We start from the raw sequence: 21727 nt of genomic DNA, 5'->3' as shown, positions 1-21727 counted from the left end.
CTCCTCGTCCTATTTATTCACAAGTGCCAAGCCGTCAATCAACGAATCGTTAACCGACTCAAAACGTTGACAAACACCACTTTTATGAAAGATCATGTCATCAGCTTACACCAGCAAACGATGCAATGCTTGATCTTAACAAAAAATTTGCGAATATCCAACTTCCGGCTGATAGTCAACCTATAGGACTGTGCTAAACTAAACTCAAACGAAAGAGGAAGTGATCTCGTGGCCACAAGCAAACGTATTCGCATTTGGCGAATCATACTCTGGGCCGCCATGGGTGCGGTATTAGGTGCCTTATCCGGACGTTGGGCAATCGCTGTTTTTGTCGGCGTTGTGTTTGCCTTCGCTCGCTTTATCGGTGAACTAAGCCGACCGAAGCCAAAATCCACCAGTCTGCCAAGTTTGGATCCAAAAATGGCTGAACACTATGCGGCTTCCGGATTAAGTGATGAAGAAATCAAACTTTTTAGAAAGACCATGGCTGAACTTGCCGATCAAATTCGGACCATTGAAGCATTGACCAAGCAAGTACCAAAGCTTCGTGCGCTCACACTTAATACCGATTTGATCGATTTGCTGCACGCTTATTTCGAGGCACTGGTGCAAGCTCCGCAGCGGCTGACAGACGCCGGCACCTTTGTCTATCAACAGGTCCCGAATCTGTTGGATTTAATGCAGAAATATGCCCAAATCACACACCATGAAGTCAAAACGGCTGATACCTACGAAACGTTAGATAAAGCTTTTGAAACGATGACCGGGATGGCGGGCAAGATCCGTACCGATTATCAAGCCTTCATTAAAGATGACTTGGATGACCTGGATAGCGATGTCCGCCTTGCCAAGAAACACCTTGATCCTAATAAGATGCATGAAACGGAGTGACCAACGTGAGCGACGACAAACAAACAAATTTGACCGATGACCTATTAGCGGATCCCTTCAGCACCTCATCCGGCGCAAGCGATGCGGCCCCAAAAATCCCCGAGGCAGCAACAGCTAAGCCAAAACTGAGCCCGGAACAGGAAGCCAAAGCGCAGGATTTGGCCAGCAAAATTGATGTCACTAAAGGCGAAACTGTCTTAAACTACGGCGCCGATGCCCAAAAGCAGCTTGGGGTTTTCTCTCAAAACATGCTGACGAAGGTGCAAAGCCAAGACACCGGTGCCGTTGGTGACGCTTTAACCAGCCTGATGACGCGTCTAAATGAAGCCAATCCTGACGAACTAAAAGCAGAAAATAACAATATTTTCCGCAAAATTTTTGGCCGTGTCAAGCGATCTATTTATGAAATCACCGCAAAGTACCAAAAAATCGGTGCTCAGATCGATACAATCGCTAACCGGCTCGAAACATCACAACAGGGTTTGTTAAACGACAACAGGCTTTTAGACGAGCTTTATGACCAAAACAAGGCGTATTTTGATGCCTTGAATATTTACATTGAAGCGGCGAACCTGAAGCTGGCCGAATTAAATGATAAAACGATTCCTGAAGCAGCCAAGGCCGCCGAAGCAGCTAATGACCAAATGGCGATCCAGCAAGTCAACGATCTGCGGCAGTTCGCCAGCCGTTTGGAAAAACGGGCGTATGATCTGCAATTAGCGCGGCAAATTACCATTCAGCAAGCGCCGCAGATTCGCTTGATCCAAAACACCAATCAGGCGCTGGCAGAAAAGATCCAAGCCAGTGTCAACACTGCCATTCCTCTATGGAAAAACCAGGTGGCTATCGCCCTCACCCTTTTGCGTCAAAAAAATGCGGTCACCGCACAGCGCCAGGTTTCAGAAACGACCAACGATTTGCTTAAGAAGAACAGTGAGATGTTGAAGATCAGTTCGATTGAAACCGCCAAAGAAAATGAACGCGGCGTTGTCGATATCGAGACGCTGACGCAGACACAAAACGATCTGATCGATACCTTGAAACAGACTTTGCAGATTCAGCAAGATGGTCGCGTCAAGCGTCAGAATGCTGAAAAACAACTTGTCCAAATGGAAGGCGAACTTAAGCAGCAACTGCTAAATTATACCCACGGCGATATGGATAATCAAAATCCTAAAGACGTCACGCCGCACGTTTAATGGGTCTAAATTCTTAATTAACCTTGAATAGCGTAAAGTCCGTGATTTCGTCATCACGGACTTTTTGTTTTGGCTCGTTTCCCCGCCAATTTTCAGTTGAATGGGCTTCCCTGACTAAGCATCGCCAACGCCACGAATTTGCCACATCCGATACCCTGTCAACGCCAAGGCTAAGAGGCATAAACCGGTTGCGACCCAAAACGACACGTGCATCCCTGCGATAAAGACATCAGGCCGACCGGTTAGATAAGTTGTTACCTTCCGCCCAGCCGTGTGACTCATTGAGGAGAACAAAACCGTCGTTGCCGTCGAAATACCTACAACCATACCTAAATTACGTGCCAATGCATTCAATCCGCCTGCAATTCCAAGATCTTGCGGTGCCACACTCGACATTACGACCGTATTATTCGGCGCCTGGAACAGGCCATTACCAAACCCGACTAAGCCAATCATCAATGCCACGAAAACAAATGACGTCTGTAAATTGAATAACGCATAGCCGACTTGGCTGCCCACAATGAACAACAATCCACCATAGTAATTCGATAAGGACCGATGCGGTCGGCAATTGAACCAGCCACCGGTGCCACAATCACTTGGACAATCGGGAAAATCATGAGCAAGTAACCGGCTTTTTCTGGCGATAATCCGCGCGCATTCTGCAAATAAAATGGCGAAATCACATTAAAGAAGAAGTTCGTTACAAAAATAAAGAAAGCCGATAACAAACTTAACGTAAACGCGCTATTCCGAAATAACTTAAAGCTAACTAGCGGATCGGTCTTATGATTTTCAATCCGAATAAAAGCAGCCAAGGCGATCATTGCGATGACGAACAAGGCAAGAATCACCGGATCCGTAAAACCACGCTCCTGACCCAGAAAAATACCCATGAACAACGCCAGAATAAACCCTAAGAAGCTGATGAAGCCTGCCCAGTCAATCGGAACCCGCTTGCTGGGTAAATCCTTCGGTAAAACAACGGATCCGAGAATCAACGCAACAATGCCGATTGGAATATTGATCCAAAAAATATAGCCCCACGGCAGTTGCCCCAAAATCAACCCGCCAATCCCAGGTCCGGCAATCGCACCAATGGAAACAAACGACCCGATGAGACCCAAGGCACGCCCACGTTCGTTCATCGGAAAAATTTCTGTCACGATCCCGTTGTTATTCGCCATCGTCATGGATGCGCCAGTTGCCTGCACAATCCGCGCCGCCAACAACAGCGCCAAACTATTGTTAAACCCGGCAAAAAGAGAACCGATGAGAAACAGTACCATCCCGACACGGAACACTTTGATTTTACCAATCGAATCGCCTAATTTCCCGAAAAATAAAAGCAATCCGCAGATCATCATCAGATAAATGGACACAACCCATTCAGCCTGATTCATTGGGATTTTCAAATCTCGACTCATCACCGGCAACGCAATGTTGACAATAGAACCATCCAGTGTCGACATGATGGTAAACATCCCGATGGCCGTGATGATCCACCACCGGTTTTTCTGGACTTTTTGGTTATCAATGTAATTTTTCACATTTTCCGCTCCTTCTAAAACGCCTAGCTGCACCATTATACGCCGAATCTTGTTACTTTTTCAAAGGAACCTACACCTTATTTACAAAAGCAAAACGCATTCTTTACATCAAAGTGGCGAAGTCTTTACACTCATTCTTTATCCTTAAGTTATTCAAGTATTGGAGGGAAAAGTAATGAAGCATTCGAAGTTGTTAGTCGGTTTGACCGTGGCCTTAACTGCCACTTTGGTATTAACGGGTTGCGGGTCGAAATCCGCCAGCAGTTCAAGCTCGTCAAGCGCGGCACCAGCGAAGCAAAGCAAAATCCTTGCCGTTGGGTCCACAGCCCTACAGCCGCTGGTTGAGCAGGCTGCTAAGCAATATCAAACCGACAATCCTAAGGCCGAAATCACCGTTCAAGGCGGCGGTTCCGGTGCCGGATTAAGTCAGGTGGCGGCTGGATCGGTCACCATCGGCAACTCAGACATTTTCGCTCAGAAAAAGAAAGACTTGAAGGCCAGCGATCTGGTTGATCATCAGGTCGCGGTGGTTGCCATTGCCCCGGTTGTTAACAAAGATGCCGGCGTTAAAAACATTACAACCCAGCAGCTGGTCGATATCTTCCAAGGCAAAATCACTAACTGGAAAGATGTTGGCGGTAAAGATCAACAAATTGTCTTGATTAACCGTGCACAAGGCTCCGGTACCCGTGCCACCTTTGAACAGTTCGGTATCAAGACGGACAAAGTCAAGACCAGTCAGGAACAGGATTCAAGCGGTACCGTTTATCAGATGGTTTCCTCAACGCCTGGTGCGATTAGCTATCTAGCCTTCTCGGCAATTAAAGATGGCGTCCAAAAGCTCGCACTGGACAAGGTGCAACCAACTGACAAGAACGTTACAACCAACACCTGGAAAATCTGGGCTTACGAGCACATGTACACCAAGGGTAAGCCTAATGCTTCAACCGCAGCGTTCATCAACTACATTCAATCAAAGAATGTTCAAAAGACGCTGGTTCCGAGGCTGGGTTACATCCCCATCACCAAAATGACCGTTGCCCGCACGTACGACGGCAAAATCGAAGAAGTCAACAAGTAACCTGCTCCATATTTCTACCATACAAACAGGCTGTATACAAAAAACCGCGATCAACTGTGATCGCGGTTTTTTGATCATGCCGATTCTTTTAATTGAATGATTGTCGCATCTTTATATCTGCCAGTTGATTAATCGTCTGAATGATCGGCCTCATGATGAACCGTCACATTGGCAGCCTGAGGACCACGGGGACCTTCCACGATAACAAAGTCAACCAGTTCGCCCGGTGTCAGACTTTTAAAACCGGGTTCATTAATCGCCGAAAAATGAACGAAGATATCCGGCTGACCATCGGCCTCGATAAAACCGTAGCCTTTGTCGACATTGAAATTTTTAACTCGTCCTTGCATGCTGTCACCTGCTTATTTGTCAAACCCGTTTGCAACTGCTTCAGGGTAGTTGGCTTCAACAATGGCGGCACAGCGACTGCATAATTCCGGCAATTTAGGGTCGGTGCCGATATCAGTCCGAACCATCCGGCAACGTGGGCATACTTCCCCCTTAGCGTGGGTCACAACCACTGCCATATCTTCGAACTGTTCGGCATCTGCTGGCGCTTTGGCATCGCTTGGCGCAACTTCAAAGTGACTGGTAATCAACAGTTGCATCACGTTCGCTTCAACATCATCCAGCATGTCACGAACCGGTCCGGATGGATACACCGTAACGGCTGCTTCCATGGACTTGCCGATCACCTTGTTGTCTCGTGCAACTTCAAGCGCCTTTTGCACTTCGGAACGGAAATCCATGAATGCTGACCAAATGTCGAGTAACTGATCCTCGTCGTCAAAATGCGTGACGTCCGGCATGTCAGACAAGGCAGCGTAAGCACTATCCTGTTTCAGATATGGCCAAACTTCTTCCGCTGTATGCGGCAAAATCGGCGTCAGCAACTTCGTCAGATCTAGCAAAGCGGTATACATCACTGTCTGCATGCTCCGCCGCTTAGGATCGTTTTGGGCCTCGATATAAACCACATCCTTGGCAACATCGAGATAAAAGGCACTCAGATCGTTAACCAGGAAACTGCTAATGGTTTTTTCAACCGTTGCAAAATCGTAGACATCATAGGCCGCCTTGACCTTAGCAATGACCTGATTCAGACGAACCATGAGATAGCGATCAAGGGAGCCGAGGTCGTCATAAGCAATGGCATCCTTTTGCGGATCAAAGTCACCGGTATTAGCCACCATAAACCGCAACGTATTGCGAATTTTACGATAAGCCTCAGACGTCTGGGCAAAATTGTCAACCGAAACCCGGACATCAGACGAGGAGTCCACGGTTGCGACCCACAGCCGAATGATCTCGGCGCCAAATTGCTTTTCAATTGTGGCAGGCACAATGGTATTGCCTAGACTTTTACTCATTTTCCGACCCTTGCCATCAAGCGTGAAGCCTTGAGACAGGATGCCACGATATGGGGCGACACCGGTTGCGGCAACACTGGTAATCAAGCTGGAGTTAAACCAACCACGATACTGGTCGGATCCTTCCAGGTACAGATCAGCCGGGAAACTCAATTCCGGACGCTGAGCCAAGACTGCCTGGTGTGATGAACCTGAGTCAAACCAGACATCCATGATATCTTTTTCTTTGGTGAATTGACCATGCGGGCTATGCGGGTTCGTGTACCCTTCCGGCAAAAGATGCTTAGCCTCGCGTTCAAACCAGACATTGGAGCCATATTTGCCAAATAAGTCGGCGACATGGTTAATGGTTTCTTCTTCGATAATCGGCTCGCCGTCTTCAGCGTAGAAAATCGGGAGTGGAACCCCCCATGCACGTTGGCGGGAAATGACCCAGTCACCCCGATCACGAATCATATTGTACAGACGGGTCTTACCCCAACTAGGCTTAAAGTCGACTGTATCAATCGCCTTCAAAATCTGATCACGGAAAGCTTCAATTGAGGCAAACCATTGCGTTGTGGCTCGGAAAATGACCGGCTTTTTGGTACGCCAATCATGCGGGTAACTATGGGTGAAGAAATCCAGTTTCAACAGTGCGCCCTTTTCAGTTAAGGCTTTGGTGATGAGCTTATTGGCATCATCATAAAAGACCCCTTCAAATCCCGGCGCATTTTCGTTCATGTAGCCCTTGGCGTCAACGACCGAAATCACGGGCAATCCATACTTCATGCCAACCTTGTAGTCATCTTCCCCATGTCCAGGAGCAGTATGAACCAGACCAGTCCCGGCATCAAGCGTGACATGGTCAGCTTCCATAACCAAGCTTGTGCGATCATACAGAGGATGCTTGGCCGTCATTTTGTCCATGGCCGTGCCTTTGAAAGTTTTGAGAATCTTAGGCTGATTCCAGCCGATTTCTTCAGCCACCCGATCAAGCAGTTCGGCTGCCACAACATACTTGTGGTCGCCAACTTGAACCTGAACGTAATCAAACTTCGGATTAACCGCAATGCCGTAGTTAGCCGGAATGGTCCAAGGCGTGGTGGTCCAGATAACCAGTGACGTATCCTGATCCAACAAGCCTTTGCCATCAACTACCGGAAACGCTACATAAATCGACGGTGATTTATCATCGTGATATTCGATTTCGGCTTCGGCCAACGTCGATTCAGATGACCATGACCAATAAACCGGCTTCAAACCATGGTAAATGTAGCCTTTTTTCGCCATTGCCCCGAAGACCCGGATCTCGCTGGCTTCATAGGCATGATGCAGCGTGATGTATGGGTGTTCCCAGTCACCCATGACACCTAACCGTTTAAAATCGGTCCGCTGCTTGTCAATTTCCTTCATGGCAAATTGTCGACACAACTCCCGATAATCCGTCATGGACATCTCTTTGCGTTTGACCCCTTGTTTGGCCAATTGCTGTTCGATCGGCAGTCCATGCGTATCCCAGCCGGGAACATACGGAGCCCGAAAGCCGTTCATGGACTTATACCGAACGATAATATCCTTACTGATCTTATTCAAGGCATGCCCCATATGAATATTGCCGTTAGCAAATGGTGGACCATCATGCAACATGAAGGTCGGTTTGCCTTCGTTTAACTTCTGCCGCTGCTCATAGACATGATCTTCGTCCCACTTTTTTTGCCAAACCGGTTCGTTCTTTGGTAATCCGGCGCGCATCGGGAAAGTTGTCTTCCCCATATTCAACGTATCTTTAATTTTCACGTGTCCAGCTGCTATATAAAACGTGGAAGAATGCCTCTTTGACACCAATAAAGGTTTTATATATTTCCTTTCTTGATTGACAATCCTACATTTCATTTAGTCCCGTCAACAACGGTATTCCCACTCTGAAATAATTCATCATGACAGTGACCGCCTCTTGAACTTTAAGGGTATAGCCTACCCCGTAACCTTTGATTTTGCATAAGCAATTAGATTTTCAACCGCGTTTTCGTCTCGCCGCAACTTCACCCCACATTGGTAACAATGATAGTCATCGTGACCAGTCCGGTGTGTCAAATTGCCACTCAGCGTGATGCGTTCATCAGCGGTTTTCACATAACCACATCGTGAACAACGCTGGGTGCTGGGGTAAAAACGATCCGCTAGCACCAACGTATTCCCATACCAGTCAGCCTTGTACTGCATGATCACCTTGAACTTGCCAAACAGTGATCGATGCAGATTCTTGGCGAGACGTTTATTCATGCGCATATGGTGATTGTCTAAATCCTCAATCCCAATTAGGTCATAATCAGTGACGAGCATCGTCGTAAACTTTTGCAGTAAATCCGTTTGAATCCGTTCAACTCGTTGGTATTGGCGCTTCAACTTGGTTCTCGTTGTGCGATAAGCCGCGGAGTTAAAATGCTTGGGATTTACTTTCCGTTTGCGGGCTAATTGGCGCTGATAATGAGCAATGCGGGCATAAAGTGGTGGCAGACGTTCAGGCAAGGCGGGTTGAGTGGCATAGCCAGTTGATGTTTGATAGTCAAACTTGCCGATGTTGGCATCAACCCCAGTGACCGTTAAAACCGGCCGCTTTTCAACAGAAGTCTGAACCTCAATTGAAAAGGAGGCATAGTAACCGTCAGCGTCTTGAACGACGCAAACTTGTTTCAATTCGCCTTGCCAGCGCAGTTGTTCGGCTAGTTTGATGTCATACCAGGCACCAGCACCATGAGGTTTATCTAAACGTAATTTGCCATTCACAAGTTGCGCGCGATCCGTCTTGAAAGTTTTGCGAGATCGTTTCTTAGATTTCCAGTTGGGCTTATCGTGATCTGGCATCTTCGGATTGAAGTAGTTCTTCCAAGCCTTATCTAGATCTTTAACGGCGAGCTGTAAAACTCGGGCTGACTGTTCGTACTGCCAGTCGGTTTTGTTCCAAACCAGTTCGTCCCGTACTTTACGTTCACTAGGTCGCAGTGTTTTGTCCACCATCACCAGAGATGCGTCGTACATGGCATTCCAAGTTTCGAGGGCCTGATTCCAGCAAAACCGGCGATAGTTAAACAATCGTTCCAGTTCACGCCGCATGGTTGCGTTGGGATAGAGTTTAATCTTATGCGTTTTAATCAAAAGTTGTCACCTCCTCTCAATTAGTTGGTTAAACGCCACTTGAGAGAAAGCTCAGAGTAAGCGTTCAAGCCAATGCTAGCTGCGGAACTTTGGTAAGAACCATCATACATTACCGATTCAGGCTCTTGTCAATACATTTCGCAGATTAGCTTGGTTTGAACACACGAACAGCTTCCACTTAATTATTCTGTCCATGTTGTACCGCTTGATTCCATACTATTCGACATATTTGAGTGCCGTTAACATCCTCCTTTTGTTGATTGAATGAAAAAAGCCCGCCCCATATTAGGACGAGCAAACGTGGTACCACCTAACTTCAGGGAACAAGTCCCCCTCAGTGATTGCTTAACGGTGATCAACCGGTCTCGCTTATTGACTCGGCGAGACAACTGCGAACTGATATCATCAAGCGGTACTTGCCAGGCTCACACCTAATTCCTGGTTCGCTGCAAAGGGGACCGCTAAACGACGCGTGTTCATACGTTTTTAAACATTTTGATCGGTTGTAGCATCAGAATCGTCACTGGTTGATTCACTTGATTCTGATTCCGATTCGGCAGTCGCTAAATCAGCCGGTGTCGCTTCAGCGTTGGCTGAGCTTGAGGTTGCACTTTGATCATCTGGGAAAATGATCTCCGTGTAGGCATCGGCACCGGAAGCTGCTCCCTTAGAGTTTACGAAACCAGCTGGCGAATTGTCAAGTGATTCCTGACTCGGGTCCGTGGTATCCGGGGCTTCAGGTGAACTGGAAAGCAATTCTTTCCACTCCGGACTCTTCACAACTTCAAGCTGCGATTCTAGCATCACCTGTAATCGCTGACGGAAAACCCGGCTTTGGCGTTTAAGATCCTCAGTTTGAACGGAAATATTTTGCCGTTTCAGTTCCGCATCATGCAACGTCTGCTCCGTTTGCGCCTGTGCCTGGTGCATCTTTTGATCCGCATCGGATTTGGCCCGATTCAAAATCGCCTGGGCATCCTGTTGTGCTTGCTGCTTGATCAAATCAGCTTCCTGATGCGCACTATTTTTGACTTTTTCAGCACTCTCTTGCGCCACAATGATTGACTGATTCAAGGCTTCCTTCATGTCCGTGAAATACCGAACCTTTTCCTTGGCATCTGCCAGTTCCTTTTTAAGTCCTTCATTGTCTTTAATCAGACTGCTGTAATCTTTAACGATCTGGGCAAGAAAATCATTCACTTCATCCTTGTCATAACCGCGCATTTTGCTGCTAAATTCTTTATTATGAATGTCCAGTGGACTTAAAGCCATGAAATTAGTCCTCCTCTACTAGGATGAGCGTGAGCTTGGTTATTGCGCCAGCTCGCGCTTATCCTCATTTATGAATAACCGCCGCCGACACACGCAACTTACCTTTTTTGGTTTCACCAAGAATCGCATCCAATCGCAAGCGGCCGAAACCGCGAACCGAGATGATATCCGACGTCGCAACTTCAGCATCCGGCGCCTCGGTTTCACCGAAATTCAACCGTACTTTTCCGCCTTGAATCAAAACCTTGGCGCGTTGCCGCGACATATTGAAACCATGCGCCACAACCGTATCGAGTCGCAACGCACTGATTGAAAAGTCGATCGGTTCCCAGTCGTTCTCGGGAGTGACCGCCTGATCTAACGGATAGTCGGTAAAGTGAACGCCGACACGGCCGATTTTCGTGATGTTGCTCATGACCCAGTCTTCCATGTGGGCGGCCACAAAGAATTGCCACGTTTGCCCGTCCGTAATGATATCGCCAAAAACATCGCGATTCAGTCCGGCGTTTAATAATGTTCCTTGAATCGTACTATGATGCATCTCGGCAAATTTTTCCGGATATACAATCTGCAGCAGGCGAATATCAAAATCATCCGGTTGTGCTTCATAATAATCCGGCGCAAAAATCAACCGTTGGCGCTCAGCATGCGGATACCCGCCGAAATGCGTGAGCTTCATGTCATCGTGGGCACTGATCAGACTGTCAGCGATTAACCGCTGCCGAGGATCGGTAAAATCAGTCAAAACGGCGCGATACTCGGTCCGAGCCGTTTCGACTAATTCAGCGAAATGGTCGATCAGTGCTGCTTCGTCTTTTCGAAAATGTTGATAGATGGCGTCCATGATTTGTCACCCAATTAATTGAACGAGTATCAGGAATAAACGCGACCAGCCGAACTTAATCAGCGAAAGCACGAAGAACGCCAGGATCGGAGAAAGATCCAACCCGGCGATTGCGGGAATGAACCGCCGGAAAATACTTAAAAACGGATCAACCCACCGTTCCAGGAAGCGATCAATCGCCGTCCCTTGAGCGTTAGGAAACCATGAAATCAGAATGTAAACAAACACCATGATCATGTATAAGTAAATCGCCCAGTCACCGACTCGGTATAATGCATACAGAAAATTGAACACTTGACACCTCGTTTAGTGTTGTGATGAAAGATTCAAACCGTCAGAATCAATGGTGCTGGCTAAGGAGCCGTCAATTTCAAAATTGGCTGGCGTAACCAAGAAAATCGACTCACCGATTCGTTTAATCTCACCATTAATCGCGTAGACCGTGCCCGTCAGAAAATCAACAATCCGTCTGGCATCATCTGCGCCAATCCGATCAAAATTAATAACGACCGCCCGATTATTCAGTAGATGCGAGCCAATCTCCTTGGCATCTGAATAAATTCTGGGTTCAAACACCACAATCTTAGCAGCCTTCCCGGTCGGTGCAGCCATCGCGACGACCTTGTTACCGCGGTAATGATTCACATCCCGATCCTCCGGCTGCGCTGCCTGCGTCTGTTCGTCTTCTTGGTCCTGATAATCATCTTCATCATCATCCATGGCAAAGAAGTTGTTGAATTTTTCGCCTAACTTACCAAACGCCATGTTCCATGACCTCCTGACTATTGACGCCGACGCTTAAAGAACGGCGGCTGGTCGTCGCTTCCGGCATCGTCTGCATTGGTTTGATTTTCAAAAATATCAAAATCTTTTTTCTTCACATTGTTCATGTCATCGGAACTTGGTGTTTGTCGTTTACTTGGCTCGCGCCGTAAATCCCAGTTACCAAATGGATCGTCACTTTGTGCTGACTGATCGTCATGCTGATCGTTACCCGCAAATGCCGGACGATAAGTGTCATTACCTTTGTCGTGATCGGCACCGCGTGTTTGAGCAGCTGGGCGGCGGGAGCTTTCCCGGCGCTGGTCTTCTTCTTCAATCCCAGTGGCAATGACGGTTACAACGACTTCATCACCAAGCTCTTCATTGATGGACGTTCCGAAAATGATGTTAACATCGTCTTTGGCAGCATCGGCAACAATTTGTGAAGCATCCTGTGCCTCAAACAAACTGAGGTCCGGTCCGCCGGTAATATTCAGCAACACCTGTTTGGCCCCGCTGATATTGACTTCCAATAATGGACTGGAAATCGCCTTTTTCGTCGCTTCGACCGTCCGGTTTTCGCCGGTGGCACTGCCGATTCCCATCAAGGCGGAACCTTGGTTGGCCATCACGGTTTTAACATCGGCAAAATCGAGGTTGACGTATCCAGGACTGGTGATCAGATCGGAGATGCCCTGAACCCCTTGGCGCAAAACATTGTCCGCTGCATGGAATGCTTCAAGCATCGGGGTCTTTTTGTCCACAATCTCAAGCAGTCGGTTATTGGCGATAATGACCAACGTATCGACGTGTTCCTTTAACTGCGCAATGCCTTCAGTGGCGTTTTTAGCCCGCTTAGGCCCTTCAAACGTGAATGGGCGGGTAACAACCCCTACCGTCAAGGCACCTTGGTCTTTGGCAATCTTAGCCACAATCGGCGCTGCACCGGTTCCTGAGCCGCCACCCATGCCCGCCGTGACAAAGATCATATCGGCACCTTGTAATGCGGCACCAATCGCCTCTTCACTTTCTTCCGCAGCCTTCTGCCCGATTTCCGGATTGGAACCGGCGCCCAAGCCGCGCGTCAATTTCGGTCCAAGCTGGATCTTGGTTTCGGCGTTGCTGGCATTCAGCGCCTGTAAATCGGTATTGGCAGCGATAAATTCAACGCCTTTAACGTCTTCGGCAATCATGCGATTAATGGCATTGCCACCCGCACCGCCAACACCGATAACTTTGATGTTGGCGCCTTTTTCACTCTGTGCGTCCATTTGAAAATCCATTCGTGTTCCTCCTAGAATCGAGATTTATTCAAAGAAATTACCAAAGAACCGGCGCAAGGCAGATGGCTCCTTAGACTTGGTTTTGTCTGTCTGCTTGTCGGGCTTGCGCTTGACGAGACGCTGGCCTTCCGAAGCAGCGGTTTGTTCCGGCTGTTTTTGTGGAGCCGGTGATGGCGAAGATGATGGCATCTGGGCGCCGTCAACCATAAACGGCGTCGGCAGAACGCTGGAAACCAGCATTTCGATATCGGTCATTTGAGCAGCATATTTGATCAGTGCCAGTCCTTCTGTAAAGGAAGGATGGCGAAGGCCCATGTCATCGGGAATAAAGCGCTTGACCGGGCGATCAAAAATATCCTGTGCTAATTCGGTAACCTCTGGCAATGCCGTCGTGCCACCGGTGATCACAACGCCACCCGGCAGCTCAAGTGCGTTTACGGCATCGAGTGCCTTTTTCAGGCGCTTGAAGATTTGCGCGACCCGCGCTTCGATAATTTCCGATAAGTATTTTTCCGAAATCATCGCCGGTTCATGTTTACCGACAACGGTCACGGGGAAGGTTTCTTCTTCGCTGGTAGCTAGCGAATCCGCATTACCGTATTCGCGTTTTAACTTCTCTGCATCCGTAAAGCTCGTGTTTAATACGACGGAAATATCTTTGGTGATATATTCGCCGCCTTCTTGATCGACCGACGTAAACTTGAGCTTGCGATCGTGGATAACAGCCGCTGTGCTTTGGCCGCCACCCATATCGATCAAGACCGTCCCGAAGTCTTGTTCACCATCCGTCAACGCCAACCGGCCAATCGCCAGTGGTGAAATGACCAGTCCGCCAACCCGTAACCCAGCTTTTTCAATGGCTTTTTTCGTGTTATGAATCACGGTTTTGGGAACCGTTAGCATAATGCCGCGCATCTCAAGCCGAACGCCCAACATCCCACGAGGATCCTTGATATCGTCAAACCCGTCAACGATAAATTCGGTCGGAACCAGTGACAATGTTTCACGCTCAGGCGGCAGGTTGCGAACCAATGCAGCCGCAGCAACACTGCGGACATCGTTGTCAGAGATCTCTTTGTTCTCCTCACCAACGGCAATCATCCCCGAAACCTGTTCAATCTGCAGCATATTGGCAGGGATGCCAGCCACAACCCGATCGATCTTGATATTTGCCTTGTCTTCAGCTTGGGCAACGGCCGCCTGGATGACTGCGACTGCCTTATCGATGTCAACGATCACCCCACGACTAACGCCTTCAGACCGCTGACTTCCCACACCAATAACATTCATTTGTCCCTGTACTGCTTCGGCAACAATGACTTTTATTGAGGTGGTTCCGATATCAAGTCCAACGTAAATACCTTGATTATCCATGTATCGGGAACCTCCTTGTGTAACTTTTTAATCAACTTAATTTTCATATTAAAACGGTGCCATCATCAGTGTAACACACTCATTTTCTGATGAGAAAACAAACCTTACAAAATCAGTCATTTGACGACTTTTCACCACTTGAATATGGCCGCCAGAAAGCACCGACTTCTAAATCAACGACGCCTTTTTTCTTGACCTGTGAAACAATTGCCGGATAGTACTTGATTTTTTTGGCAATGGTACGCGAATCGGCTATGATCCGATAACCATCGCTCATGTTTAAAGCAATCTGGTTGGGATTGGCGTCACCGCGGCTTGCATCGATTTCCGAAATGTCATGACGAATCGCATCAGGAAACTGATTCAGTAACTCAATCATTTTAGGTAATTCTTTGGCAGTGAATCCAGAAAAGACGGGGTAAGTGTCAACCGGTGTTTGCGTGCCGGCCTTCAACACCTTGCCAGTGACCAGAATCTTATGGTAAGCGTGATTCCGATACACATAGCCGATCGTCTGATATTCACTTGTACGAATGATAATCCGGTTGAACCCTTTTATAGTTAGGCTGGCTTCTTTAATTTCCGGTAAAGATTTCTGCACCCGTTGCACAATGTCACTTTTATGCACCAGCACACTGAGCATTAAATCGTTATCCGACAGTTTAGTCGCATTGATGACTTGCTGATCAGGTACCGTTGTGACACCTTGAACGCTTACCAATCCGACTTTAGAAAGCGGACTAGCAAAATAGCCAAAAACCCCCAGCAAAAATAGCAGGGGGAGCAGGATCAACGCAAGGTTCTTGATCAGTTTACGTCGCCGCAAATTTTGAATCTTCGGCAGCTCAACATCCAGCTTCGGCTTTCGGCGCCGATCATGTCGCGGCTTCTGTTGCTGACGCGCTTGATATTGCTGCCACGGTGTCAGCGGATCAGACTGCTGTTCTTTTTTTCGGAGCCAAGCCAAAGTCATCACCTACGTTTCGAAAGGAGTGTTGTCATCACAGCGATCAGTTGATCACTGGCATCCGGTACGCCTAGTTTTTTTGATGCTTGCGCCATGGCGGCACGTTTGGCATCATCCTCCATGAGCGTCACCACCCGCTGGGGAAAATCCTGGCCTAATTCAGGTTCGGTAATGGTCAGCGCCGCACCTTGTTTGGTTAAACTCTGGGCATTTAAATATTGATGGTGGTGGGTCACGTTAGGACTCGGAATCAAAATAGCCGGAATGCCTAGCGCAGTGATCTCCGCAAGCGTCGTCGCCCCTGCCCGGCTGATCAGCAGCCCAACATCAGGTAAAATTGACGGCATATCATCAATGTATGGCACAACCTTAATCGAAGCAGGTAACGGCGGCAAAGATTTTTTGATGTTATCATAATGGCTCCGTCCAGTCGCAAAAAGCACCTGGAAATCAGCTTTGCCCCAAACCGGCAAGGCAGCTAAAACCGCCTCGTTGATCTTGGGTGCCCCGCGTGATCCACCGAAAACCAATAACGTGCGCCTGTGCGGATCGAGTCCGAAATCTTTCAGACGGTCATTCGGTTTTAACCCAGCAACCTGCTGCGCCCGGGGATTGCCGGTTACTACTACTTTTTTAGCCGGAAACGCCGACGCCACTTCCGGGAAAACAATAGCAACGCGATCGACAAAATGGCTGAGAAATTTGTTTGTCACGCCGGCAACCGAGTTTGATTCATGAATCACGGTAGGAATGTGCATCCGCGCGGCAGCAAATAAAATTGCGCCGGAAACATAACCACCTGTGCCAACTACGATATCTGGTTTGAAATCACGCAACAACTTTTTTGCCTGACCCAAACTGCCAATAAACTTTTTGACCGTTGTCAGATTGCTCAAGGAAAGACTGCGCTTGAAGCCTTGCAGGTCGAGCGTTGCAAATTTCAGGCCGGTTGCCGGCACAATCCGACTTTCCAAGCCATGCTCGGTGCCGACATAAAGGACATCATCGAGTTTACCTTCCGCCTTCAACGCCTCGATTAACGCCAAGGCCGGATAAATATGGCCGCCAGTACCGCCACCGGAAATAACCAGCCGCATTTAATTGCCCTCGCTTTCGACCGTTTGTTGCAACTGATGAACTGCTTTGATGAAATCATCGCCACGGACTTCAAAATTTGGATACTGATCCCAACTGGCCGCTGCCGGTGATAGCAAAATGACATCCCCCGGACGACTGGCTTCATAAGCTAGCGGTACGGCGGTCATCACATTATCGGTTTTTTGGACCGGGACCCCGGCATCCTTAGCGATTTTGGCCATCAGTGGTGCTATCTGCCCAAAAACAACCATGCTCTTCACGTGTTCCTTGACCAGCGGCGTTAACGCATCCATCGGCAAGCCGCGATCCAGTCCGCCTGCCAACCAAACGATCGGCTGATGAAAAGCATTCAGAGCAACGGTCGCAGCTTCGACGTTGGTCGCCTTGGAGTCATTATAAATCCGGCGTCCTTCCAGCGTTTCCAAATACTGAATTCGATGTTTGACCCCGGAAAAGGTCCGCAACACCTCGCGAATCGCGTCATCTTCGACCCCTTTTAGTTTAGCGGCGGCAATCGCTGCCAGCGCGTTTTCGATGTTGTGCAGACCCGGGATCTGCATCTCGCTGGCTTGCATGATTTTATCGCCATCAAACGTCAGCCAGCCATCAATCAGCGAAGCACGAGCACCAGGCGCCTGCTTACGGGAAAACGGCACAATCTGGGCGTTACTTTGCTTGGCGAGCTTATGCATTTCCGGAAGATCCCAATTCATAATGAAATAGTCATCCGGTGTTTGGTTCATAGTGATCCGCATTTTGGCTGCGACATAATTGGCGCGGCTGCCATGCCAATCCAAATGCGCTTCATAAATATTGGTCAGAACCGCGATGTGGGGATGCAGGGTTTTGATACCGCACAGCTGAAAACTCGACAACTCCGCCACAATCGTATCGTCTTTGCCTGCCTTTTGGGCGACCTGACTGACGGGAATGCCGATATTGCCGGCATCAAACGCATGGTGCGGCCGTTGCTGATTCAACATCAAGCCGATTAATGTGGTTGTGGTGGTTTTGCCATTCGTACCCGTGATCCCGATCCATTCAGCTTCGGATACTTGATAAGCCAACTCTGGCTCGGTAATAATCGGTAACCCTAGCTCCTGCGCTCGCTTTACCATGGGATTGCTATAAGGAATGCCCGGATTTTTGACCATCAATTCAAAATGCTCATCCAGCAATTCGACCGGATGTCGACCGGTAATCACGCGCATACCATCTGCCAATAATTCCTGCGCGTCCTTATTGTTATCAAACTTCTGCTTGTCATTGACAGTGACCAAGGCACCTAATTTATGTAGTAAGCGAGCAGCGTTGACACCGCTCTTTGCCAGACCCAATACAAGCACCTTTTTATTACGATAATCCGAAATGTTTTTCACAATTGATCCTTCTTTTTATAGCATGACTTTAAAGAAAAAATACCAGATAAATGCCGCTAGCGATCAGCCCGACCAGCCAGAACGTCAAATCAATCCGCCACTCGGACCAACCCTTCATCTCAAAATGATGATGGATCGGCGACATCAGGAAGATCCGTTTACCGGTTAATTTAAACGACGCCACTTGCAGGATGACACTGGCAGTTTCAATGACATAAATGATCCCAATCAGTAATAACGACCATTCGCGATGAAGTAAAATGGCCACGACTGCCAGCATACCGCCCAGCGCCAAGGAACCTAGGTCGCCCATAAAAATCTGTGCTGGTTTATGGTTGAACATCAAAAAACCAAGCATGGCGCCGACCGTGACAAGGCAGATAATCAGCACATCCGTCCGGCCTTCGCGGGCAGCGATGATGGCATAGGTACCAAACGAAATCGTCGTCTGCCCAGCAACCAACCCGTCTAAGCCATCGGTTAAATTAACTGCATTGCTAAAACCAACTAGCCAAAAAATGACAAAAATAACGTAGAACCATGTAGCACTGATATTGCCGATCACCGGTACCCATAAAGTATGATCGAACCCTTCATGAAAATACGCGATCAGAAAAATCACGGCGCCCAGAATCTGACCTGCCAGCTTTTGCCAAGCCTTCAGCCCTTCGTTACGATGATGAACCAGTTTTTCAAAATCATCATAAAAGCCCAGTAGGCCGTATAGAACCAAAATAAACAAAGAAATCCAGACACTCAGCGTCAGTTGGTGTTGCCAAATGCTAACCCAAATAGCCGAAATAATCATCGCGGCAATGAAAATCAGGCCGCCCATTGTTGGTGTCCCTGATTTCTTCTCGTGCCAACTCGGCCCTTCTTCGCGAATCACCTGGCCTTCTTTTTTGTAACGCATGTACCCGATAAATAGCGGCATAAACATAATTGTAATGGCAAATGCCGAAACCATCGGAATGAGCATCTGAGCAAGTTGCATGACTATCCCCAATTCTATTGTTGTTTGAACTCGATTGTTCCGCTGGTATCACCTAAAAGGGTCCCTTTGGCAATACTTTGCCGAACAACAAAGCCGTCACCGACAAGTTTGAATTTCTTACCGGTCAATTGTACAAATTTTAACACATCGGATTTCGACCAACCAGTAAGATCAGGCATGGTCATAGCACCATTGGTCAAAAGCAGCACACGCGAATCGCGCAGTGCCTTGGTTCCACTTGCTGGCAGTTGCTGAACAACTTTATTGCCGGTACCTATCGTAGCAACATCAAAGCCGGCTTTTTTCACGGTATCCTGGGCCGTTGTTAACACAGCGTTGGTGACCGCAGGAACGTCTGCCGTATTGGTATCTTTTGACACGGTGCCATTGGCAGTGGTATCCAGTGCCCGCTGCATCATCGGTTTAAAAATGCTGGCCAAAATCGTTTCAGCCGGTTCTGTCATTTTCTGTGGTTGTTTCATAGTTACATAAAGCACATATTTTGGATCCGAAGCAGGCGCAATACCGGCCACACTAAAGATATAGTTAGAATCACCGGTGAGATAACCGCCTTGGGCACTGGCAATCTGTCCGGTACCGGTTTTAACCGCTAAATCAACGCCTGGCATTTTATACGCAACCCCGGTGCCATCTTCATCGTTAACCACGTGTCGCATGGCGTCAATGACTTGAGCGGCGGTTTCTTTAGAAATGGGCTGGCCGACAACTTCAGGTTTATAGACTGTTTCCTTGCCATTCTTGTGCACGACTTTAGACACAATTTGTGGTTTCAGCATTTTACCGTCATTTGAAACGGCACTAATCGCCTGCATCATTTGCATGACATTCACTTCAATGCCTTGTCCAAACGAGGTGATCGCCTGGTCTAGCGGCTGGGCAAAACTGATCCGCCCATTGGTTTCGCCTGGCAAAGTGATGCCGGTTTTTTGGCCAAATTTAAATTTATCTAAATAACTCTTCCAGACGCCGGCACCCATTTCCTGTTCGATTTTCACCATGCCGACATTACTCGACAATGGAAAAGCTTTGCTCAGCGGAATTGAACCCCAGCCGCCAGTGCGCCAGTCATTGACCGTTCCGCCGTCAAGCTTCACGGAACCGGATTGGTAATATTCATTTGGGTGATACTTGCCGCTCTGGATGGCCGATGCCAGTGTGACAATTTTCATAACGGATCCTGGTTCGTAATTGTCTTCAACCAAGGAATCCCGCCACATATCGCCTAAGCCTTCACCGGTTGAGGCATCGAATGTCGGTCGCTGACTGGCCGCCAGAATTTTGCCGGTTTTGGCACTCATCAAAACCGCCGTCAACCCTTTTGGTTCATATTTGGTTTGGACATCCGTCATCAGCGTTTCCAAATAGGATTGAAGGCCACTGTCCAGCGTGGTGTAAACCGTTCCACCATTAACCGGCGTTTTTAACTTGGTTTTGGCATTGGGCAGCTTGTACCCATAAGCATCGGTTTCGCTGCGGCGATAACCGTTGTCCCCTGCAAGAACCGTGTTGAATTGCTTTTCCAGTCCCATGACGCCGGTCAGCCCGCTGCCTTTATCCTGAGCTTGGGCAATGCCAATCACATGGCTTGCAAAGACGCCGTTAGGATACAGACGCGACGGGGTTTCCCGAAAATGGATCCCCGGCAGTTTTTCCGCGTCAATTTGCTTTTTAATTGCCAGACTCAATTTGGTGCCGGGAGTCCCAAACTCGACTTGGAAGACATGCTTTTTAGTCGGGTTCAAACGCGCCAAAATTTTGTCTTCACTGATCGCCAAATAACGGCTCAATACTTTAGCCGTTTTTGCCTTATCCGTGACGTAATCTGGCTTGTCGCCATTCTTGTTCTGTTTGTCGAGGATCGCATAAATTGTATAAGTATTTGAATCCTCGGCGATCACATTGCCAGTGCGATCCAAAATAGCCCCGCGCTGGGCTTGTAGAACCGTATCCGTACGATATTGTTTTTGCCGCTGCTTGGCCAGGTTGTTAGAATCCACTTCGCCAACTGTGGCAACAAAAGAAAAACGAAGAACGAAGCCACCGAGAATCAGGAGGGTAAACCCGATCAGTCCGATACCAAACAGTTTACGATTCCGGGCCGGATGTGCATTCGTTGATCGTTTTGATTTGAAAAGTTTCATTGATTATCAACACGCTTTATATTGCCGTTAATGACTTTGAACCCATGCGCTTTTGCAAAAGCATCGAGTCGTTCCGAATTAGAGAGCTCACCAATTTCCTGCTTGAGATTCGCGGTTGCCTGCGATTGCTTCATAATGCGCGCTTGTAAATCCTCGTATTGGCGCTGGGTATTGCTCAGGCGGTTTTGCATGAACAGACAGACCACACAAACAACCGTCGCCAAAATACCACAAGCGAACATCAATGTTTTTTCAAACCCGCTAAAAGCGATATGTGTATGTGGTGCGGGTTCGTTAGCTGGTTTATGTACCGGTTTAGGCGCCGGTTGCTGCACCAAAGGTCTTGCTGTACTCTCAAGCATT

General features: G+C 48.1%; 18 protein-coding genes and 1 pseudogene. 3 read left to right on the top strand and 16 right to left on the bottom strand.

Features of this window, described 5'->3' with window-relative positions; genetic code table 11:
* Positions 1 to 228 precede the first annotated feature (228 nt).
* Together LBCZ_RS05985 and LBCZ_RS05980 are read left to right on the top strand one after the other, a co-directional pair.
* The gene (locus LBCZ_RS05985) at positions 229 to 891 is read left to right on the top strand and encodes a 5-bromo-4-chloroindolyl phosphate hydrolysis family protein (RefSeq protein WP_010488636.1); all 663 of its coding nucleotides are present in this window, start codon (positions 229 to 231) and stop codon (positions 889 to 891) included.
* Complete coding sequence (locus LBCZ_RS05980) at positions 888 to 2090, top strand: toxic anion resistance protein (RefSeq protein ID WP_025012986.1); 1203 nt, start codon at positions 888 to 890, stop codon at positions 2088 to 2090. Before LBCZ_RS05985 ends, LBCZ_RS05980 begins: the two co-directional genes overlap by 4 nt.
* Before the next feature lie 114 nt (positions 2091 to 2204).
* Here the strand turns inward: LBCZ_RS05980 and LBCZ_RS05975 are convergent.
* Positions 2205 to 3640 (bottom strand): annotated as a pseudogene (locus LBCZ_RS05975) (MFS transporter).
* A 175-nt stretch (positions 3641 to 3815) separates the two neighbouring features.
* On the opposite strand from LBCZ_RS05975, the gene LBCZ_RS05970 reads away from it, so the two are divergent.
* Entirely contained in the window at positions 3816 to 4721 is a 906-nt protein-coding gene (locus tag LBCZ_RS05970) for a phosphate ABC transporter substrate-binding protein PstS family protein (RefSeq protein WP_025012987.1), read from the top strand.
* Between the two features lie 128 nt (positions 4722 to 4849).
* Here the strand turns inward: LBCZ_RS05970 and LBCZ_RS05965 are convergent, their stop codons facing one another.
* The 15 genes from LBCZ_RS05965 to ftsL all read right to left on the bottom strand — a co-directional run bounded on the left by LBCZ_RS05965 (position 4850) and on the right by ftsL (position 21726).
* Positions 4850 to 5071, bottom strand: coding sequence for a cold shock domain-containing protein (locus LBCZ_RS05965; RefSeq protein WP_010488644.1), 222 nt, complete (start codon positions 5069 to 5071; stop codon positions 4850 to 4852).
* A gap of 12 nt (positions 5072 to 5083) precedes the next feature.
* Positions 5084 to 7870 (bottom strand): isoleucine--tRNA ligase, encoded by a 2787-nt coding sequence (ileS, locus tag LBCZ_RS05960; RefSeq protein ID WP_025012988.1) that lies wholly within the window; start codon positions 7868 to 7870, stop codon positions 5084 to 5086.
* 177 nt (positions 7871 to 8047) lie between these two features.
* Positions 8048 to 9229: an RNA-guided endonuclease InsQ/TnpB family protein gene (locus LBCZ_RS05955; protein WP_039638956.1), complete on the bottom strand. Its 1182-nt coding sequence runs from the start codon at positions 9227 to 9229 to the stop codon at positions 8048 to 8050.
* 486 nt (positions 9230 to 9715) lie between these two features.
* Positions 9716 to 10501: a DivIVA domain-containing protein gene (locus tag LBCZ_RS05950; RefSeq protein ID WP_025013177.1), complete on the bottom strand. Its 786-nt coding sequence runs from the start codon at positions 10499 to 10501 to the stop codon at positions 9716 to 9718.
* A gap of 64 nt (positions 10502 to 10565) precedes the next feature.
* The gene (locus LBCZ_RS05945; protein ID WP_025013178.1) at positions 10566 to 11345 is read right to left on the bottom strand and encodes a YlmH family RNA-binding protein; all 780 of its coding nucleotides are present in this window, start codon (positions 11343 to 11345) and stop codon (positions 10566 to 10568) included.
* Positions 11346 to 11351: 6 nt separating this feature from the next.
* A complete protein-coding gene (locus tag LBCZ_RS05940; RefSeq protein WP_010488652.1) occupies positions 11352 to 11639 on the bottom strand; it encodes a YggT family protein in 288 nt (95 codons plus the stop codon).
* Positions 11640 to 11651: 12 nt separating this feature from the next.
* The gene (locus tag LBCZ_RS05935) at positions 11652 to 12110 is read right to left on the bottom strand and encodes a cell division protein SepF (RefSeq protein WP_025013179.1); all 459 of its coding nucleotides are present in this window, start codon (positions 12108 to 12110) and stop codon (positions 11652 to 11654) included.
* A 17-nt stretch (positions 12111 to 12127) separates the two neighbouring features.
* Positions 12128 to 13390, bottom strand: coding sequence for a cell division protein FtsZ (gene ftsZ, locus LBCZ_RS05930; protein WP_025013180.1), 1263 nt, complete (start codon positions 13388 to 13390; stop codon positions 12128 to 12130).
* A 24-nt stretch (positions 13391 to 13414) separates the two neighbouring features.
* A complete protein-coding gene (gene ftsA / locus LBCZ_RS05925) occupies positions 13415 to 14764 on the bottom strand; it encodes a cell division protein FtsA (protein ID WP_025013181.1) in 1350 nt (449 codons plus the stop codon).
* A 112-nt stretch (positions 14765 to 14876) separates the two neighbouring features.
* Positions 14877 to 15731, bottom strand: a complete 855-nt coding sequence (locus tag LBCZ_RS05920) for a cell division protein FtsQ/DivIB (RefSeq protein WP_025013182.1) — start codon at positions 15729 to 15731, stop codon at positions 14877 to 14879.
* A 5-nt stretch (positions 15732 to 15736) separates the two neighbouring features.
* Positions 15737 to 16828, bottom strand: a complete 1092-nt coding sequence (gene murG / locus LBCZ_RS05915; RefSeq protein ID WP_025013183.1) for an undecaprenyldiphospho-muramoylpentapeptide beta-N-acetylglucosaminyltransferase — start codon at positions 16826 to 16828, stop codon at positions 15737 to 15739.
* Positions 16829 to 18208, bottom strand: a complete 1380-nt coding sequence (gene murD, locus LBCZ_RS05910; RefSeq protein WP_025013184.1) for a UDP-N-acetylmuramoyl-L-alanine--D-glutamate ligase — start codon at positions 18206 to 18208, stop codon at positions 16829 to 16831.
* 28 nt (positions 18209 to 18236) lie between these two features.
* Entirely contained in the window at positions 18237 to 19202 is a 966-nt protein-coding gene (gene mraY, locus LBCZ_RS05905) for a phospho-N-acetylmuramoyl-pentapeptide-transferase (RefSeq protein ID WP_039638954.1), read from the bottom strand.
* Positions 19203 to 19216: 14 nt separating this feature from the next.
* A complete protein-coding gene (locus LBCZ_RS05900; RefSeq protein WP_025013185.1) occupies positions 19217 to 21364 on the bottom strand; it encodes a penicillin-binding protein in 2148 nt (715 codons plus the stop codon).
* Positions 21361 to 21726 carry a cell division protein FtsL gene (ftsL, locus tag LBCZ_RS05895; protein ID WP_010488669.1) on the bottom strand — a complete coding sequence of 122 codons (366 nt, stop codon included), beginning with the start codon at positions 21724 to 21726 and terminating at the stop codon, positions 21361 to 21363. Before ftsL ends, LBCZ_RS05900 begins: the two co-directional genes overlap by 4 nt.
* Position 21727 lies beyond the last annotated feature (1 nt).

It is taken from the genome of Lacticaseibacillus casei DSM 20011 = JCM 1134 = ATCC 393 (genome assembly GCF_000829055.1).
Classification (GTDB): domain Bacteria; phylum Bacillota; class Bacilli; order Lactobacillales; family Lactobacillaceae; genus Lacticaseibacillus; species Lacticaseibacillus casei.
The sequence above is the reverse complement of the archived record's forward strand: the minus strand, read 5'-3'. Positions and strand labels throughout refer to the sequence as shown.

What these genes read in the sequence shown, in the direction of transcription:
- ftsL (WP_010488669.1), bottom strand. Translation starts at nt 21,726, where the DNA reads ATGCTTGAGAGTACAGCAAGACCTTTGGTGCAGCAACCGGCGCCTAAA.
- LBCZ_RS05965 (WP_010488644.1), bottom strand. Translation starts at nt 5,071, where the DNA reads ATGCAAGGACGAGTTAAAAATTTCAATGTCGACAAAGGCTACGGTTTT.
- mraY (WP_039638954.1), bottom strand. Translation starts at nt 19,202, where the DNA reads ATGCAACTTGCTCAGATGCTCATTCCGATGGTTTCGGCATTTGCCATT.
- LBCZ_RS05945 (WP_025013178.1), bottom strand. Translation starts at nt 11,345, where the DNA reads ATGGACGCCATCTATCAACATTTTCGAAAAGACGAAGCAGCACTGATC.
- LBCZ_RS05970 (WP_025012987.1), top strand. Translation starts at nt 3,816, where the DNA reads ATGAAGCATTCGAAGTTGTTAGTCGGTTTGACCGTGGCCTTAACTGCC.
- ftsZ (WP_025013180.1), bottom strand. Translation starts at nt 13,390, where the DNA reads ATGGATTTTCAAATGGACGCACAGAGTGAAAAAGGCGCCAACATCAAA.
- LBCZ_RS05935 (WP_025013179.1), bottom strand. Translation starts at nt 12,110, where the DNA reads ATGGCGTTTGGTAAGTTAGGCGAAAAATTCAACAACTTCTTTGCCATG.
- LBCZ_RS05900 (WP_025013185.1), bottom strand. Translation starts at nt 21,364, where the DNA reads ATGAAACTTTTCAAATCAAAACGATCAACGAATGCACATCCGGCCCGG.
- LBCZ_RS05950 (WP_025013177.1), bottom strand. Translation starts at nt 10,501, where the DNA reads ATGGCTTTAAGTCCACTGGACATTCATAATAAAGAATTTAGCAGCAAA.
- ftsA (WP_025013181.1), bottom strand. Translation starts at nt 14,764, where the DNA reads ATGGATAATCAAGGTATTTACGTTGGACTTGATATCGGAACCACCTCA.
- murG (WP_025013183.1), bottom strand. Translation starts at nt 16,828, where the DNA reads ATGCGGCTGGTTATTTCCGGTGGCGGTACTGGCGGCCATATTTATCCG.